We start from the raw sequence: 14102 nt of genomic DNA, 5'->3' as shown, positions 1-14102 counted from the left end.
GAGCTGATGGCTAGGCGGAGTGAGGCCAGGCGTTCGCCAGGGCGACGCGGACCTCGCCGAGGAGTTGAGGAAGCGCCTTGGTCTTGGCGATGATCGGCAGGAAGTTCGCGTCCTGCGCCCACCGCGGCACGATGTGCTGGTGCAAGTGCGACGCGATGCCCGCGCCCGCGACCGCGCCCTGATTCATCCCGATGTTGAAGCCGTCGTTCTTGGACACCTCGCGGATGACGCGCATCGCCGTCTGGGTCAGGCTGCCGATCTCGGCGACCTCCTCCGGCGTCGCCTCGTCGTAGGTCGCGATGTGGCGGTACGGGCACACCAGCAGGTGCCCGCTGTTGTACGGGAACAGGTTCAGCAGCGCGTACGCGTGCGTGCCGCGCGCGACGATCAGCGCGTCCTCGTCGCTCATGCTGGGCGCCACGCAGAACGGGCAGTCGTGGTGACCGGGGTCGCCCTGCTGGATGTAGACCATCCGGTGCGGGGTCCACAGCCGCTGGAACTCATCCGGCACCCCCACCAGGTACGACGGGTCGTCGATGCGGACGGGACCGTCGGACCCGTCCGCACCGCCGCCGTCCTCGTACGAGCCGAGGTTCAGTCGTGCCATGCCGTGTCGACCAGCTCGTGGCTGCGGATGCTCTCCACGATCCGCTCGATCGCCTCGTCGACCGTCACGCCGTTGCGCTGCGTGCCGTCGCGGAAGCGGAAGCTGACCGTGCCCGCCGACGCGTCCTCCTCGCCGACGATCAGCTGGAACGGCACCTTGGCCTTGGTGTGCGTGCGGATCTTCTTCTGCATCCGGTCGTCGCTGTGGTCGACCTCGGCGCGCACCCCGCGGGCCTTCAGCCGCGAGATCACGTCGTCGAGGAACGGCGCGTACTGATCGGCGACCGGGATGCCGACCACCTGCACCGGCGACAACCACACCGGGAAGGCGCCCGCGTAGTGCTCGAGCAGGATCGCGAAGAACCGCTCGATCGAGCCGAGCAGCGCCCGGTGGATCATCGCGGGCTGCTTGCGCGTGCCGTCGGCCGCGTTGTACTCCAGCTCGAACAGCTCCGGCTGGTTGAAGTCGAGCTGGACGGTCGACAGCTGCCAGGTGCGCCCGATCGCGTCGCGCGCCTGCACCGAGATCTTCGGTCCGTAGAACGCCGCCCCGCCCGGGTCGTCCACGAGCTCCAGTCCGGACTCGATCGCGACCTCGCGCAGCGTCTCGGTCGCGGTCTCCCACGACTCGTCGCTGCCGACGTACTTGTCCGGGTCCTTGGTGGAGAGCTCCAGGTAGAAGTCGGTCAGGCCGTAGCCGCGCAGCGTCTCGAGCACGAACTGCAGCTGGCGGGCGACCTCGTCCTTGATCTGGTCGTCGGTCACGTAGATGTGCGCGTCGTCCTGGGTGAGACCCCGGACGCGGGTGAGCCCGGAGAGCGTGCCGGACTTCTCGTAGCGGTACACGGTCCCGAACTCCGACAGCCTCAGCGGCAGCTCGCGGTAGCTGCGCCCGCGAGCGCGGAAGATCAGGTTGTGCATCGGGCAGTTCATCGGCTTCAGGTAGTAGTCCTGGCCCTGCCGGGTGATGTTGCCGTCCGCGTCGCGCTCCTCGTCGAGGTGCATCGGCGGGAACATGCCCTCCTTGTACCAGTTGAGGTGCTGGCTGGTCTCGAACAGGTGCGCCTTGGTGATGTGCGGCGTGTTGACGAGCTCGTAGCCGTTCGCGATCAGCCGATCGCGCATGTAGTCCTCGATCTCCTTGCGGATGATCCCGCCCTTCGGGTGGAACACCGCCAGGCCCGAGCCGATCTCGTCGGGGAAGGAGAACAGGTCGAGTTCCGCGCCGAGCTTGCGGTGGTCGCGCTTGGCGGCCTCCTCCATACGCGTCTGGTAGGCGCGCAGCTCGTCCTTGCTCGGCCACGCGGTGCCGTAGATGCGCTGCAGCTGCTTGTTCTTCTCGTTGCCGCGCCAGTAGGCGGCGGCGACGCGCGTGAGCGCCCAGCCGTTGCCGATCATGCGGGTGTTCGGGAGGTGCGGGCCGCGGCAGAGGTCCTTCCAGACCGTCTCCCCGCTCTTGGGGTCGACGTTGTCGTAGATGGTCAGCTCGCCGGAGCCGACCTCCACCGACTCGCTCTCGTCGAATGCCGCGGTGTCGCCGTGCTGCACTCCGCCCTTGAGGCCGATCAGCTCCAGCTTGTACGGCTCGTCGGCCAGCTCGGCGCGCGCCTCGTCGTCGGTCACGACCCGGCGCACGAACCGCTGGCCCGCGCGCTGGATGCGCTGCATCTCCTTCTCGAGCGCCTTCAGGTCTTCCGGCGTGAACGCCTCGAGCACGTCGAAGTCGTAGTAGAACCCGTCGGTGATGGGCGGCCCGATGCCGAGCTTCGCCTCCGGGTTGATCGCCTGGACGGCCTGCGCCAGCACGTGCGCGGTGGAGTGGCGCAGGATGTTGAGGCCGTCGGGCGAGTCGATGGTGACGGGCTCGACGACGTCGGTCGTCGTGACGGTGGTCGCGAGATCCTTCAGCTCACCGTTGACGCGCATCGCGACAACGGAACGGTCGGTGAAGAGCTCGAAGCCGTCGGCCACCTGTCCACTCCTTGATTCGTCGGTTGGGGAACCCTCCAACTCTAGCGGGGGGAACAGCGAGGCTTCCCAACAAGGCCGCTGGCCTGTCTAGTCCCGTCCAACGAGCGAAGTAGCCGCCAATGATCCGCCGATCCGCGAGCCCAGCCAGTCAAATACAGACGTCGCTCCGAACAGCAGGTGCCAATAACTACCCACGCCATGCGTGAGCGGACGCGGAGTCGTAGAAGTACAACTCAAGCCCCTTGAATCCTGACTCCCGGCGCTCCTTCAAACGTCTCGCGCGTTCTATTACCGAGCGTGCAGTCGGCGACTTGGGATCCCCATGGACCCCCACATAAAGTGTATCCACAGCGCAGGTCTCGCTCTCGAGGCGTTCAAGTACGTGGTCATCACTCGCGGACATCGACATGCCGTGGATGAATAGCGCCCCCCTAAGTGCACCGAGCCGCCTGTGCGCGGTCCGAAGATAGCTGCTTCGCTCGATGCGTTCGACCTTTTCAGCGTGGGTCCCCTCCGTTACAACCAAAGGGTACTTGCCGGCTGCAAGCTCGGCTCTGAGTGCATCTACAAGGTTGCCTCCGGATGCCCACCCCAATTTGGTTAGCACGGCGGAATCGTCCCGCGTCGTAACGAAGAGATGTAACGCCCCGTGCAGAAAGTGGATGCGTTGAGGACTTCCCGGCCGCGACTTCCACACGAGGACGTCTCGCGATTTAAAGCTCGGCCATTCAAACCCGTCTGCGCGCGGCACCGGTATCGAGTTCGTATCAACCGCGTTGACCACCCAATACAAGAGCAAGTCATAGCTAAGGGTGAATATGTTCTTGAACGGCGACAAGAATGTGCGGGCGTGCATGATCTCGTCGCTTGTTAGGACGCTCGCTCGATCAGGATGACGAGCCGCGATCACATCCGCAAGCCCATTCCTCACGACCCGTGCGTCGGACTCCATCCGCTCTGCCACTTCGACTCCGAATTGGTAAGTGGTCTCGAGGGCTGCCGCCGCGCGCAGCCTCTCTATAATCAGCTCGAAATTGTCGGTTCCAAGCCGGTCGAACAGCTCCTCTTTCGCCACCGAGAGCCCGGGGAGTTTGGCCTCCGCAGCTAGCGATTCGTACCGGAATGTCATCGGGTCGTAGTCGATGCTGAAGCCATTGCCAAGCAGCAAGGACAGTTCCTCACACGAAGCTTGGGCGGCCTCCACGGCCTCGGAGTAGTCCAATATCTCGCTCACCGCGCCAGTCTGACAATGGTGCGAATGCATCGCCTGCCCCACTTCGGTGTACATCGGATCTAACACGGGACCGCTTCCTGGCATCTGACCCAGCCCGGCCGCGGTGGCACCACGCGCATCGCTACCAGCAATCCGTCTCGATGCCCCACAGGCCCCGCTCACACGCGGGTGATGTCCGACGGCTCCCACGACCGGTCGAAGAACGCGCGCGCCGGGCTGTAGAAGCGCAGGATCGCGAAGAACCCCTCGCCCGGGACCGTCTGCACCCAGTTGCCCGGCTCGACGCCGTCCGGCCGTTCTGGCGAGAGGTGCAGCACCGTCGTCCCGTCCGGGCCGGGGACGGCCGCCGGGGTGGGGTACGCCTGGGAGCCGGCGCGCGGGTAGAGCTGGTCGCTGACGAGCATCGACCGCGTCCGGTTGTCGTAGAGGGTGATCGACCAGAACTTCTCGGCCGGGATGCCCGCGGGAAGGCTGAGCGTGTAGTGCGCGCCGCCGTCGAGGGCGTCTCCGGCCGCATCCACCGTCGCCAGGATGTATTGCGAGCCGACGTCGGGCAGGTTCATGCACATCGCCGGCGTGATCCCGGTCGCGAGGTAGAGGAACGACGAGCGCGCGGTCGTGAGCTTGGCGCCGTGGTCCGGGAAGGGCACGAGCCCGTCGGGTCCGATCCGCGGCGGCGGCACCTGAAAGCTGTACCCGCCCGCGAACAGCGGGTTGGACCAGTGCAGCCCGGTCCCCGGGTAGTATTCGAAGCCCTCCGACTCGCGCGGGCGGAACGCCACGGCGCGCGTGACCGCGTCGGCCCGGGCGACCGCCTCGGCGAGCAGCTCGCGCATCCGGTCGTCGGGGGCGAACGCCGAGCCGTGCACGATGCCGATCGCCGCGATCGGGCCGGCCAGCTCGGGGTCGAGCGCGCTCGCCGGTTCGGCCTGCACGGCCTCGTTCAGGAGGTCGAAGTAGGAGGCGTCGGACGGCGGGATGGTGTCGACGACGAGTCCGGACCCCTCGACGAACCGCGGGCTCGCCAACGGCTGCAGCGCGCCGAGCGGCCCTTCTCCCTCCAGGAACGCCCCGATGGAGAAGCCGAACCCGCCCGGCTGCCAGCGCCCGAACGCCAGCGTCGACGTGATCCGCTCCACCGCGGGGGCCGGGTCGTCGTCCTCCAGGAAGGCGCGGCCGAGCACGCTGACCCGGTGCGTGCGGGAGCGGCGGACGAAGCAGCCGCCCTCCGGCAGCGGCCCGTCGTAGTCGGGGCCGACGAACAGGTACAGGCCGCCTGCACCGCGATCCGGACCCGGGATGCCGACATCGGTGACCCAGCGCCACCACATGTCGTCCACGACGGTCAGCACGTCCTCCGGCGTCCGCATCATCACCGGGCCGTCGGTGAGGTCGAGATAGGTCATGAAGTACACGGTGTCGGCGTTGGCGGTCAGGAACAGCGACCGGCTGTCGAGCAGTCGCCGGGTGATCAGCACGTCCCCGTCGTGGATGCCCGCCTCGACGAGCCCCTTGCGCAGCATCCACTCGGAGACCGCCGGATAGCCGTTGAGGTACGCGCGGTAGGCGTTCTCCCGGTCGAGGATGTCGTACGCGCGGGCGGCGGCCTCGGCGGTGGGCGCTCCGAGCGGGAACTCCAGGGGGCCGCGCTCGGTGGCGACGACGGCGGGCGTGTGCACGGTGTCGGTCTGAATGGTCATGCCGGCTCTCTCCTCAGCGATGCGTGGATGCCGTCACGGTAGCGACGCGCCGCCGCGCGGCGATAGACGGTGATCCCGGGAGGGAATAGCCGAGCTATGTAAGCCGTTCGCCTCCACGGCGGGGTCCGACCGGCGCCCCTGCCCGCAACAGAAAGGCACCCCTCTCGATGGATCTGTTCTCCCCCGTCTCGCTCGGCGACCTCCACCTCCCCAACCGCGTCGTGATGGCGCCGCTGACCCGCACCCGTTCGGGCGACGCGGGCATCCCGGGGCCGCTGGTGGCGGAGCACTACGCGCAGCGGGCGAGCGTCGGCCTGATCGTCTCCGAGGGCACCTACCCGAGCCACGAGTCGCGTGCGTACCCCGGGCAGCCGGGCATCGTCACCGAGGAGCAGGTGGCCGGTTGGCGCACGGTCGCCGACGCCGTGCACGCCCAGGGCGGACGCATCGTCATGCAGCTCATGCACAGCGGCCGGGTCTCGCATCCGCTCATCAACGGCGTGGACCGGGTCGTCGCCCCGAGCGCCGTCGCGATCGCCGGCGAGGCGCGAACCCCCGCCGGCAAGATGCCGTACCCGGTGCCGCACGCCCTCACCGCCGAGGAGCTCGCGACCGTGCGCGACGAGTTCGTCGCGGCGGCGAAGAACGCCATCGCCGCGGGCTTCGACGGGGTGGAGGTGCACGGTGCGAACGGCTACCTGCTGCACCAGTTCCTCTCGCCGGTGTCCAATGTGCGTGACGACCGGTACGGCGGCAGCCCGGAGGCGCGCGCCCGCTTCGTCGTCGAGGTGACCGCGGCGATCGCCGACGCCGTCGGCGCGGGCCGGGTGGGCATCCGCCTCTCGCCGATGCACAACATCCAGGATGTGCACGAGACCGACCTCGCCGACGTCACCGCCACCTACGAGGCCGTCGTGGACGGGCTCGCCCCGCTCGGCCTCGCCTACGTCAGCGTGCTCCACAAGGACCCGAGGGGCTCGCTCGTGCAGGACCTGCGCGAGCGCTTCGGCGGTCCCTTCATCGTGAACAGCGGCTTCGGCTCGGTCACCACCCGAGACGAGGCGATCGCACTGGTCGAGGACGCGCACGCGGACGCGGTCGCCGTCGGCCGCCTCGCGATCGCCAACCCCGACCTCGTCGAGCGCTGGAAGGGCGAGCACCCCGAGAACGAGCCGAACCCCGCGACGTTCTACGGGACCGGCGCGGAGGGGTACACGGACTACCCGCGGCTGAGCGCGTAGCGGCCCGCGTCACCGCCCGCTCTCACTGACCGGCGGTGACGTGGAAGGATCGAGACATGTCGCTCGCCGACCCTTCGGCATACACCTGGTCGTCTCGACAAGTCTGGACACCGAGAGCCGAAATGCTCTTCTCGAAGCCGACAGCATCGTGATGGCCATGCCCATCTACAACTGGGGTGCCGGAAGCTCGGCCAAGAACTTCATCGAACTCACCGGTGCGACCGGCGAGAAGGGGCGCCGCGCGGCGTGGTTCGACAAGGTGATCACCTTCCTGTGCGCCGGCGGTCTTCCGCACTCCTACATGGCGTACAGCCAGATCGCCGCGTCCATGATGCTGGACTTCAAATGCGTCGTGAACCCGTACATGGTCTATGCGTCGGACCGCGACCTGAGTCTCGAGCACGGCTTCAGCGATAGTCTTCGCTCCCGCCTTGCGAAGACTGTCGCTGTACACGCGGAACTGCGCGATCTGTTGGCGCACCGGACGTACCGCTCCGACTGGGAGATCTAGAGGACAACCGGCACGGCCGCCGTGCTGGTCTCCCCCGCACCGCTGGGGGCGCCCTCACGCCGACGCTACGATGACGCCCATGGCGATGTCCGAGTACGTGCAGTCCATCCGCGAGCGAATCGGGAACGACTTCCTCCTGCTTCCGGCCGTTACCGCGGTGATCCGCGAGGGCGATCGGTTCCTGCTGGCCCGGGATGCCTTCAGCCGGCAGTGGACGCTGATCGGCGGCGGCATCGAACCGGGGGAAGAACCAGCTGACGCTCTCGCTCGCGAGGTGCTCGAGGAGACGGGTGCCGGCATCCGGATCACCGGGCTCGTCGGGGCCTATGGTGGCGAGTCGATGATGAGAACCTACGGGAACGGCGACCGAGCGGGCTATGTCACCGTCGCCTACGAGTGCGAGCTGCTCAGTGCCGCGGAACCGGACATGGACGAGCTCATCGAGCTGGGCTGGTTCGAGCGCGCCGAGATCGGCGACCTCTCGCGGCAGGACTGGATCGATCGGGTGATCGCCGATGCCCCGCTGGCGTGAGGGCATGACGATGACGCCACCCGTCACGCCGCGACGACGCTTCCCGCGGACGTGGCCCACGATCATCGCCGCCGTTCTGGCCTGCAGCTACGCATGCGTGCTTGCCGGGCTCGCCGTGACGCTGGGGATCGACTGGACCAGCGGCCGCGGCACGGTCGGCAGTCTCGAGAGCCACGCGGCCGATCGCGGTGTCGCGTTCTTCCTCGTCGCAGCCCTGGCCGGCGCTGCGAGCCTGGTCATCGGCGCCGTAGGAGCGTGGCGCGGGCGGCGAGGGATCGCCGCGATCGTCCCGCTCGCGGTCATCATCCTCGTCGGCTGCATCGGTGAGCCGATCGACATCGCGTCGGGCAACCCGCTCCGCGACAATCTGATCGGCGCCGCCATCATCCTTGCGGCAGCCGTGCCGCTCGTTCTCTTCCTGCTGCCTCGCCGGTCGAGGCGATTAGCCTGAGGTCATGTCCGCCGACATCCGTGTCCAGGTCGCCGAGTCGCTCACCGACGAGGATCTCGCCGCCATCGAGCAGCTCCTGCCGCAACTCTCGTCGTCGGCGACATTCGACCGCGCCCGCGTCCTGTCGATGCTCGACCACGACGGCACCGACCTCATCGTCGCTCGCGACGACGGCCGGATCGTCGGGATGGCGACCCTCGCCTCGTTCCCCCTGCCGACGGGCGTGCGCGGGCACCTCGACGATGTGGTCGTCGACGGGGAGATGCGCGGCCGCGGCATCGCGAGGCTCCTCCTCGAGGCCGTGATAGGGATCGCCCGCGAGCGGGGGCTGCGCACCCTCGACCTCACCTCGCGGCCCAGCCGCGAGTCGGCGATCCGTCTGTACGAGTCCGTCGGCTTCCAGCGCCGCGACTCGGTGCTGATGCGGTACGCGGGCGACCTGGCGTAACGCCGATGCGCGCCGGGGCCGAAGCGAAACGACTCGTGCGCCGGGCCCTTGCGGCCACCGTCGGTGTCGTTCTTGCGACTCTGCTGGCGGGCTGCGCCCCGCTGTTCGTCGCGTGCTCGATGCCCGACAACCGTCCCCCTCACATCACCATCGCCGCCTCTCCCTGGCTCCAGCTCCACCCGGGCGGCACCGTCCACGCCTGCTACGCCGACTCGTGCGACGACGAGGACGGAACCAGGCCGTCGTTCGAGGTACTTGCTCCGAGAACGCTGGACCTCCGGAAGGAGCATGACCTCGACGTCACCCTCGACGACCAAACGAGCACGACGCGAGACACGGCACAGGTGGCGCTTCAACTCGTCCCCGGGCAGAAGGGCGCGGCCTGCCCGATGCCCGACCAGTGGAGCCGACAGGTCCTCATCGCAGCGGACGGGCGCCTCCAGATGGGCGGCGCAGACGATGGCAGCCTTCTCGTCCCGACGCCGGCGGAGACGCCCGGGCCGTAGGATCGCGGTGGATGTCATCGTCGACAGGGGGAACCATGAACACGCGCGCCCGTGCATTCGGCACCACGACCGTCGCCGCTTTCGCTCTGGCGATCGGCCTCGCCGGCTGCTCCACGCTCCCGGATCCGGGGACCACCGCGTCCGGCGGCGTTTTCTGCTTGGACCTCCGCTCGACCGTCACCAACCTGGAGGCGCTCCGAGCCTGGTGCCTCGACCACCACGATGCGGCCGCCGCGGTCGAGTGGGTGAACGGGATCGAGAACTCCCTGAAGGCCGAGACGCCCGGCGACGCGGCGACGGCCTCTCGCCTTCACGACGCCGCGGCGGAACTCGACGAACAGGTGCGTGCGTTGTCGGGCCCGGACGGCGACACGGCGATCGCGCAGCTTCCCGGTGTCATCACCGACGTCCTGGGCAAGTTGACGCCCACCCGTGACGCCGTGTGCGCCTGAGCCGAGGAGGAACCCCGCCGCTCAGCTCTTCTTGAGCTTGATCGTCGTGGTGGTTCCGAGCGCGCTCGCCGTGTAGCTGATGGTGCCGTCCTGGAACGTGAAATCCTTGGTGGCATCCGTTGACGCGAGCATGGCGGACTCGGTCGCGGCCTCGTCGCGCGTCGAGGTCCATGTGTACGGCGTTGAGGCGTCGTTCGGCGCCGTGAAGCTCCCCACCCAGTAGATCGACTTGGTGTCGCCGTTGTCAGCCACCCAGTTGATCGTGATCACGTCTCCGGAGATCTCCGCCTCCTGGTAGCTATCGGAGGCTGCCGAGTTGATCTGCTTCCAGGTGCCGACGAGGTCCGGTGTCTTCGCCGGCTCCGTCGTCGGCTCGGCAACGGCGGTCCGCGTGGAGTCTGACGTGCTCGCCGGCGCGGCGCCGGGTGCGGTGCTGCAGCCGGTGAGGGCGAGTGCTGTGATGGTGACGGTCAGGGCGAAGGGTGTGAGTTTATTCATGATCACTCTCATCGTGCCAGCTCGACGAGCGCCGATCAGCCCCCAGTCAGGGCCACGTGAGCGCGCGTGCTCCCGCACCCCGGAAACGACGAAACCCCCGGGCTCACCGGGGGTTTCTCTCTGCGTTGCTCTCTCTGTGGGCGATACTGGGATCGAACCAGTGACCTCTTCCGTGTCAGGGAAGCGCGCTACCGCTGCGCCAATCGCCCGAGTCTGAGCGTGAAGCTCAGATTCGAGGTGGATACGGGATTCGAACCCGTGTATACGGCTTTGCAGGCCGCTGCCTCGCCTCTCGGCCAATCCACCGAACGCCACAACACGGAAAAACCGTACCGTACCCGAGAGGCCCGATCCGAAGACCGGGCCGACTCGAGCGGATGACGAGACTCGAACTCGCGACCCTCACCTTGGCAAGGTGATGCGCTACCAACTGCGCTACATCCGCATTTCGTTCCGCAGTTCCCTGCGGCACTTGAAAGACTCTAGCCGATCCGCGCGCGCAAGACAAAACCGGACAGGCCGTCCGGGTGTGTCGCCCGGCGGGCCCGTGTCGATGTGCATCGGGGCCCCCGAGTCGGCTAGTATCGAATCTCGCAGCCGCTCAGGCGGATGCGGATGGGCGATTGGCGCAGTTGGTAGCGCGCTTCCTTCACACGGAAGAGGTCATCAGTTCGAGTCTGGTATCGCCCACCACCAGAAACCCCCGGTCCGCCGGGGGTTTCGTCGTTTCCGGAGGCCGCACCGATTCGTGACGAATGTGCGGAATACCCGCCCGAGAACGCACATTCGGCACGAATCGCGGGCGCTCAGCGCCAGCCGTAGCGCGCCGCGAGCGCCTCGCGCACGAGCGCGAACCGGCGCGCGTCGAGGGCGGCCGCCTCGCGGCGCAGGCCGGCCTGGTGCACCCGGTAGACGCGGTCGAGCCGCACGAAGCTCGGGCGGCGGCGGCCGTCCCACTCCCCCGCGCCGATCGGCAGGTACTCCGGGCGGCCGGGATGCTCCTGGCTGGTCAGCGGCACGGCAAGCACCGTGCCCGACGGCTCCGTGGCCACGACCAGGACGGGCCGGTCCTTGCCACGGCCGTCGGCCTCCTCGTACGGCACCCAGGTCCAGACGATCTCGCCGGGGTCGGCGTCGCCGTCGAGGTTCGGGTTGTATGCGGTGCGGATGCGGCCGAGGCTGCGGGGGTCGACCTGCACCGTCGCAGTGCGGCCGGCGCGGCCCGGCTCAGTCCGCGGTGGGGCGCCCCCGCCGATCCTGCCCACGCGGGACGGGCGGAACAGCCCGGTCAGGGCGGACAGGACGCTTCTCACGGATGCCACGTGCGGCACGATAGCGGACGCGCGTCAGCCCGATCGTGAAGCGCAGGGCCAGCCCGAGAAGCAGCGACACCGTGACCGAGTACAGCAGCACGGCCATCCCGGCGATCCCCTGCGCGATGAAGAGGTCGAAGTTGCCGCTGTCGACCATCCCGCCGCCGGTGGCGAAGAGGCCCGGGAAGAGCAGGCCGACGAGCCCGCCGACGATCGTGATGACGCACAGGGTCAGCGCGGGGCCGAACCGCGCCCGGGCGGCCAGGTCGACCATGGTCGCGCAGGCGAGCGACGACAGGGCGCCGACGAGCATGCACCAGCCGAGCGTCAGCACACCGGATGCCGCGGTCACCGCGACGAGGCCGGCGAACGCCCCGCACAGCGCACTGGAGAGGGTGGGCCGCCGGAGCAGCACGGCATCCACCAGCATCCACATCAGAACGCCGGTCGCCGACGCCAGGAAGCCGCCGACCGCCATGAGCGACGCGTAGGCGTCGAGCGCGGCCTCGGAGCCGACGATGAGACCGAGCCAGCCGACCCACACCATCGCCCCGCCGATGGCCATCAGCGTCGGCCTGGGCGACAGCGGCGGCAGATGCTCGGAGCGACCGCCGGCCAGCAGCAGCCCGACGGCACTGCCTCCCGCCGCCACCACGAGGAGGGCTCCGCCGAAGTCGACGACGTGGAGGCCGGCGACCGCCCAGCCGTCGTCGAGCTGGAACACGCCGTACGCCACCGGGAAGACCACCAGGGGCAGCCAGAGAGCGGCGAACACGATCCAGGCCCGCAGGGTCATGCGCGACGCCACGGCGACCGCCACGACGGCGGCGACCACGATCAGCACGGCGATGAGGTAGCCGGCGCGCGCCGCCGGGTACGGCGACGACGCCGCGGGGTCTGTGCCGGCGACGGCGGCCAGGCCGGGATCCGGGACGCCGAACAGGTGCGGGATCAGCGGCCGCCCTGTGACAGCCCCGTACCCGCCGAGCACCGCGAGCAGGATCGTGACGGCCGCCCCCACCAGCACGAACCGGAACGCACGCGTCGCCCGGGCGCGGCCCGCCATCCCGCCCGAGAAGAGTGCAAGCCCGAACGAGGCCAGGAGCACGAGCGCGCCGCAGAAGAACAGCAGCAGCGCGTCCACCTGGTCGGGCGTCGCGTGAGCCATGCCTCTCCTTCGCCGGAAACCGTCAAGCACACCCTAGCGACAGCGGAACGGGGCGCCGCCCGAAGGCGGCACCCCGTTCGGTGCTCCGAGTGATCGGCCTGCGCTCAGACCGTCTCGAGCGCGTAGCCCTCCTCGCCGTGCACGACCGTGTCGACGCCGGCGAGCTCGTCCTCGTTCTTGATGCGGAAGCCCATCGTCTTCTGGATGACCCAGCCGATGGCGTAGGCCAGGACGAAGGAGTAGATCAGCACCGCGAAGGCACCGACGGCCTGCACGCCCAGCTGGTAGAAGCTGCCGCCGTAGAGCAGGCTGGAGAACTTGTCCGTCGCCTCGCCCTTCGAGTTGTAAATGTGGGTGAAGCCGAAGAAGCCGATCCACAGCGTTCCGATGAGGCCGCCGACGAGGTGGATGCCGACCACGTCGAGCGAGTCGTCGAAGCCGAGGCGGAACTTCAGGTCGATGGCCAGGGCGCAGACGGCGCCGGCGACGAGGCCGAGGAGGATCGCGAAGCCCGGGGTCAGGATGTTACAGGCCGGGGTGATCGCGACCAGGCCGGCGACGGCACCCGACGCGGCGCCGATCGAGGTCGGCTTGCCGTCCTTGAACTTCTCGACGATCAGCCAGCCGATGGTCGCGGCGGCGGGGGCGGCGAGGGTGTTGACCCAGGCGATCGCGGCGACGCCGTCGACCGCGGCCTCGGAACCGGCGTTGAAACCGAACCAGCCGAACCACAGCAGGGCGGCGCCGAGCAGGGTCAGCGGGACGTTGTGCGGCTTCGACATGCCCTTCTGGAAGCCGACGCGCTTGCCGAGGACGAGGGCGAGCGCGAGACCCGCAGCACCGGCGTTGATGTGCACCGCGGTTCCGCCGGCGAAGTCGTTCACGTGGAGCACGGCCGGGGCCCAGCCGTCGGCGAGGTTGAACACCCAGTACGCGACCGGGAAGTAGACGATGGTCACCCAGATGCCGGCGAACACCATCCACGAGCCGAACTTGGCGCGGTCGGCGATCGCACCGGAGATCAGCGCGACGGTGATGATGGCGAACGTGGCCTGGAAGCCGGCGAAGGCGAGACCGCTCAGGTCAGGCGTGATGCCGTCCTTGCCCATCAGGCTGGAGAGGAACCAGTCCGGCGTTCCGAGGAAGTGGGGGATGCTGGCGGGGCCGAACGCGAGCCCGTAGCCGTAGACGACCCAGAGGACGCCGACGAGGGCCATGGCCCCGAAGCTCATCATCATCATGCTGATGACGCTCTTCGCGCGGACCATGCCGCCGTAGAAGAAGGCGACACCGGGGGTCATCAGCAGAACGAGGGCTGCGGCGACCAGGAGCCACAGGGCGTTGACCGTCCCTGCCTCCGCGTAGTCCGCTGCTGTGTGGAGCACCATGCGAATTGTCTACCTCTCTGTGCGTGCACCCCTCGGGTTTCGGGGTGGAGCCAGTCTCAGACCAGGAGGTTTCGACAGAGGGC

15 protein-coding genes and 4 tRNA genes are annotated in these 14102 nt (G+C 68.6%); 8 read left to right on the top strand and 11 right to left on the bottom strand.

All coding sequences use genetic code 11. The annotated features are described in order from the left end of the window. Window positions 1-10: 10 nt before the first annotated feature. The 4 genes from P5G59_RS02340 to P5G59_RS02325 form a co-directional block, all read right to left on the bottom strand. Complete coding sequence (locus P5G59_RS02340; RefSeq protein ID WP_301215581.1) at window positions 11-607, bottom strand: HIT family protein; 597 nt, start codon at window positions 605-607, stop codon at window positions 11-13. Beyond that, on the bottom strand, window positions 595-2577 hold the full coding sequence (thrS, locus tag P5G59_RS02335; RefSeq protein ID WP_301215580.1) for a threonine--tRNA ligase: 1983 nt from the start codon (window positions 2575-2577) through the stop codon (window positions 595-597). Before thrS ends, P5G59_RS02340 begins: the two co-directional genes overlap by 13 nt. 187 nt (window positions 2578-2764) lie before the next feature. Continuing rightward, window positions 2765-3811 carry a DUF4917 family protein gene (locus tag P5G59_RS02330; protein WP_301215579.1) on the bottom strand — a complete coding sequence of 349 codons (1047 nt, stop codon included), beginning with the start codon at window positions 3809-3811 and terminating at the stop codon, window positions 2765-2767. Between the two features lie 158 nt (window positions 3812-3969). After that, window positions 3970-5511 carry a DUF1254 domain-containing protein gene (locus tag P5G59_RS02325; protein ID WP_301215578.1) on the bottom strand — a complete coding sequence of 514 codons (1542 nt, stop codon included), beginning with the start codon at window positions 5509-5511 and terminating at the stop codon, window positions 3970-3972. Window positions 5512-5678: 167 nt separating this feature from the next. On the opposite strand from P5G59_RS02325, the gene P5G59_RS02320 reads away from it, so the two are divergent. From P5G59_RS02320 to P5G59_RS02290, 7 genes are all read left to right on the top strand, one after another. Next, window positions 5679-6752 (top strand): alkene reductase, encoded by a 1074-nt coding sequence (locus tag P5G59_RS02320; RefSeq protein WP_301215577.1) that lies wholly within the window; start codon window positions 5679-5681, stop codon window positions 6750-6752. A 40-nt stretch (window positions 6753-6792) separates the two neighbouring features. Next, complete coding sequence (locus tag P5G59_RS02315; protein ID WP_301215576.1) at window positions 6793-7263, top strand: NADPH-dependent FMN reductase; 471 nt, start codon at window positions 6793-6795, stop codon at window positions 7261-7263. A 79-nt stretch (window positions 7264-7342) separates the two neighbouring features. After that, window positions 7343-7795: an NUDIX domain-containing protein gene (locus tag P5G59_RS02310; protein ID WP_301215575.1), complete on the top strand. Its 453-nt coding sequence runs from the start codon at window positions 7343-7345 to the stop codon at window positions 7793-7795. Window positions 7796-7799: 4 nt separating this feature from the next. Further along, the gene (locus P5G59_RS02305) at window positions 7800-8246 is read left to right on the top strand and encodes a hypothetical protein (protein ID WP_301215574.1); all 447 of its coding nucleotides are present in this window, start codon (window positions 7800-7802) and stop codon (window positions 8244-8246) included. 4 nt (window positions 8247-8250) lie between these two features. Then, window positions 8251-8694: a GNAT family N-acetyltransferase gene (locus P5G59_RS02300; protein ID WP_301215573.1), complete on the top strand. Its 444-nt coding sequence runs from the start codon at window positions 8251-8253 to the stop codon at window positions 8692-8694. Window positions 8695-8699: 5 nt separating this feature from the next. Beyond that, complete coding sequence (locus tag P5G59_RS02295; protein WP_301215572.1) at window positions 8700-9200, top strand: hypothetical protein; 501 nt, start codon at window positions 8700-8702, stop codon at window positions 9198-9200. Window positions 9201-9235: 35 nt separating this feature from the next. Beyond that, on the top strand, window positions 9236-9652 hold the full coding sequence (locus P5G59_RS02290; RefSeq protein WP_301215571.1) for a hypothetical protein: 417 nt from the start codon (window positions 9236-9238) through the stop codon (window positions 9650-9652). A 21-nt stretch (window positions 9653-9673) separates the two neighbouring features. Here P5G59_RS02290 and P5G59_RS02285 read toward each other — a convergent pair whose 3' ends face one another. The 4 genes from P5G59_RS02285 to P5G59_RS02270 all read right to left on the bottom strand — a co-directional run bounded on the left by P5G59_RS02285 (window position 9674) and on the right by P5G59_RS02270 (window position 10595). Beyond that, window positions 9674-10150, bottom strand: a complete 477-nt coding sequence (locus P5G59_RS02285) for a hypothetical protein (protein WP_301215570.1) — start codon at window positions 10148-10150, stop codon at window positions 9674-9676. A gap of 137 nt (window positions 10151-10287) precedes the next feature. Further along, window positions 10288-10359: transfer RNA gene (locus P5G59_RS02280), tRNA-Val, on the bottom strand. A gap of 26 nt (window positions 10360-10385) precedes the next feature. Beyond that, a tRNA-Cys gene (locus P5G59_RS02275) sits at window positions 10386-10456 on the bottom strand. A gap of 66 nt (window positions 10457-10522) precedes the next feature. Next, a tRNA-Gly gene (locus P5G59_RS02270) sits at window positions 10523-10595 on the bottom strand. Window positions 10596-10767: 172 nt separating this feature from the next. On the opposite strand from P5G59_RS02270, the gene P5G59_RS02265 reads away from it, so the two are divergent. Next, window positions 10768-10843 (top strand) — tRNA-Val (locus P5G59_RS02265). Between the two features lie 113 nt (window positions 10844-10956). On the opposite strand, the gene P5G59_RS02260 is transcribed toward P5G59_RS02265, so the two are convergent. The 3 genes from P5G59_RS02260 to P5G59_RS02250 all read right to left on the bottom strand — a co-directional run bounded on the left by P5G59_RS02260 (window position 10957) and on the right by P5G59_RS02250 (window position 14019). Next, window positions 10957-11349 (bottom strand): type II toxin-antitoxin system PemK/MazF family toxin, encoded by a 393-nt coding sequence (locus P5G59_RS02260; RefSeq protein ID WP_301215569.1) that lies wholly within the window; start codon window positions 11347-11349, stop codon window positions 10957-10959. A gap of 28 nt (window positions 11350-11377) precedes the next feature. Then, on the bottom strand, window positions 11378-12631 hold the full coding sequence (locus P5G59_RS02255; protein ID WP_301215568.1) for an ammonium transporter: 1254 nt from the start codon (window positions 12629-12631) through the stop codon (window positions 11378-11380). Window positions 12632-12735: 104 nt separating this feature from the next. After that, entirely contained in the window at window positions 12736-14019 is a 1284-nt protein-coding gene (locus P5G59_RS02250) for an ammonium transporter (protein WP_301215567.1), read from the bottom strand. Window positions 14020-14102: the final 83 nt, after the last annotated feature.

Source organism: Leifsonia virtsii (assembly GCF_030433675.1).
GTDB classification, from domain to species: domain Bacteria; phylum Actinomycetota; class Actinomycetes; order Actinomycetales; family Microbacteriaceae; genus Leifsonia; species Leifsonia virtsii.
Note: the sequence above shows the minus strand (reverse complement) of the source record. Positions and strands in the feature narration are given on the sequence as shown.

Coding starts and splice junctions, on each gene's coding strand:
- P5G59_RS02340 (WP_301215581.1), bottom strand. CDS start 607: ATGGCACGACTGAACCTCGGCTCGTACGAGGACGGCGGCGGTGCGGAC.
- P5G59_RS02325 (WP_301215578.1), bottom strand. CDS start 5,511: ATGACCATTCAGACCGACACCGTGCACACGCCCGCCGTCGTCGCCACC.
- P5G59_RS02320 (WP_301215577.1), top strand. CDS start 5,679: ATGGATCTGTTCTCCCCCGTCTCGCTCGGCGACCTCCACCTCCCCAAC.
- P5G59_RS02310 (WP_301215575.1), top strand. CDS start 7,343: ATGGCGATGTCCGAGTACGTGCAGTCCATCCGCGAGCGAATCGGGAAC.
- P5G59_RS02305 (WP_301215574.1), top strand. CDS start 7,800: ATGACGATGACGCCACCCGTCACGCCGCGACGACGCTTCCCGCGGACG.
- P5G59_RS02300 (WP_301215573.1), top strand. CDS start 8,251: ATGTCCGCCGACATCCGTGTCCAGGTCGCCGAGTCGCTCACCGACGAG.
- P5G59_RS02295 (WP_301215572.1), top strand. CDS start 8,700: ATGCGCGCCGGGGCCGAAGCGAAACGACTCGTGCGCCGGGCCCTTGCG.
- P5G59_RS02290 (WP_301215571.1), top strand. CDS start 9,236: ATGAACACGCGCGCCCGTGCATTCGGCACCACGACCGTCGCCGCTTTC.
- P5G59_RS02285 (WP_301215570.1), bottom strand. CDS start 10,150: ATGAATAAACTCACACCCTTCGCCCTGACCGTCACCATCACAGCACTC.
- P5G59_RS02255 (WP_301215568.1), bottom strand. CDS start 12,631: ATGGCTCACGCGACGCCCGACCAGGTGGACGCGCTGCTGCTGTTCTTC.
- P5G59_RS02250 (WP_301215567.1), bottom strand. CDS start 14,019: ATGGTGCTCCACACAGCAGCGGACTACGCGGAGGCAGGGACGGTCAAC.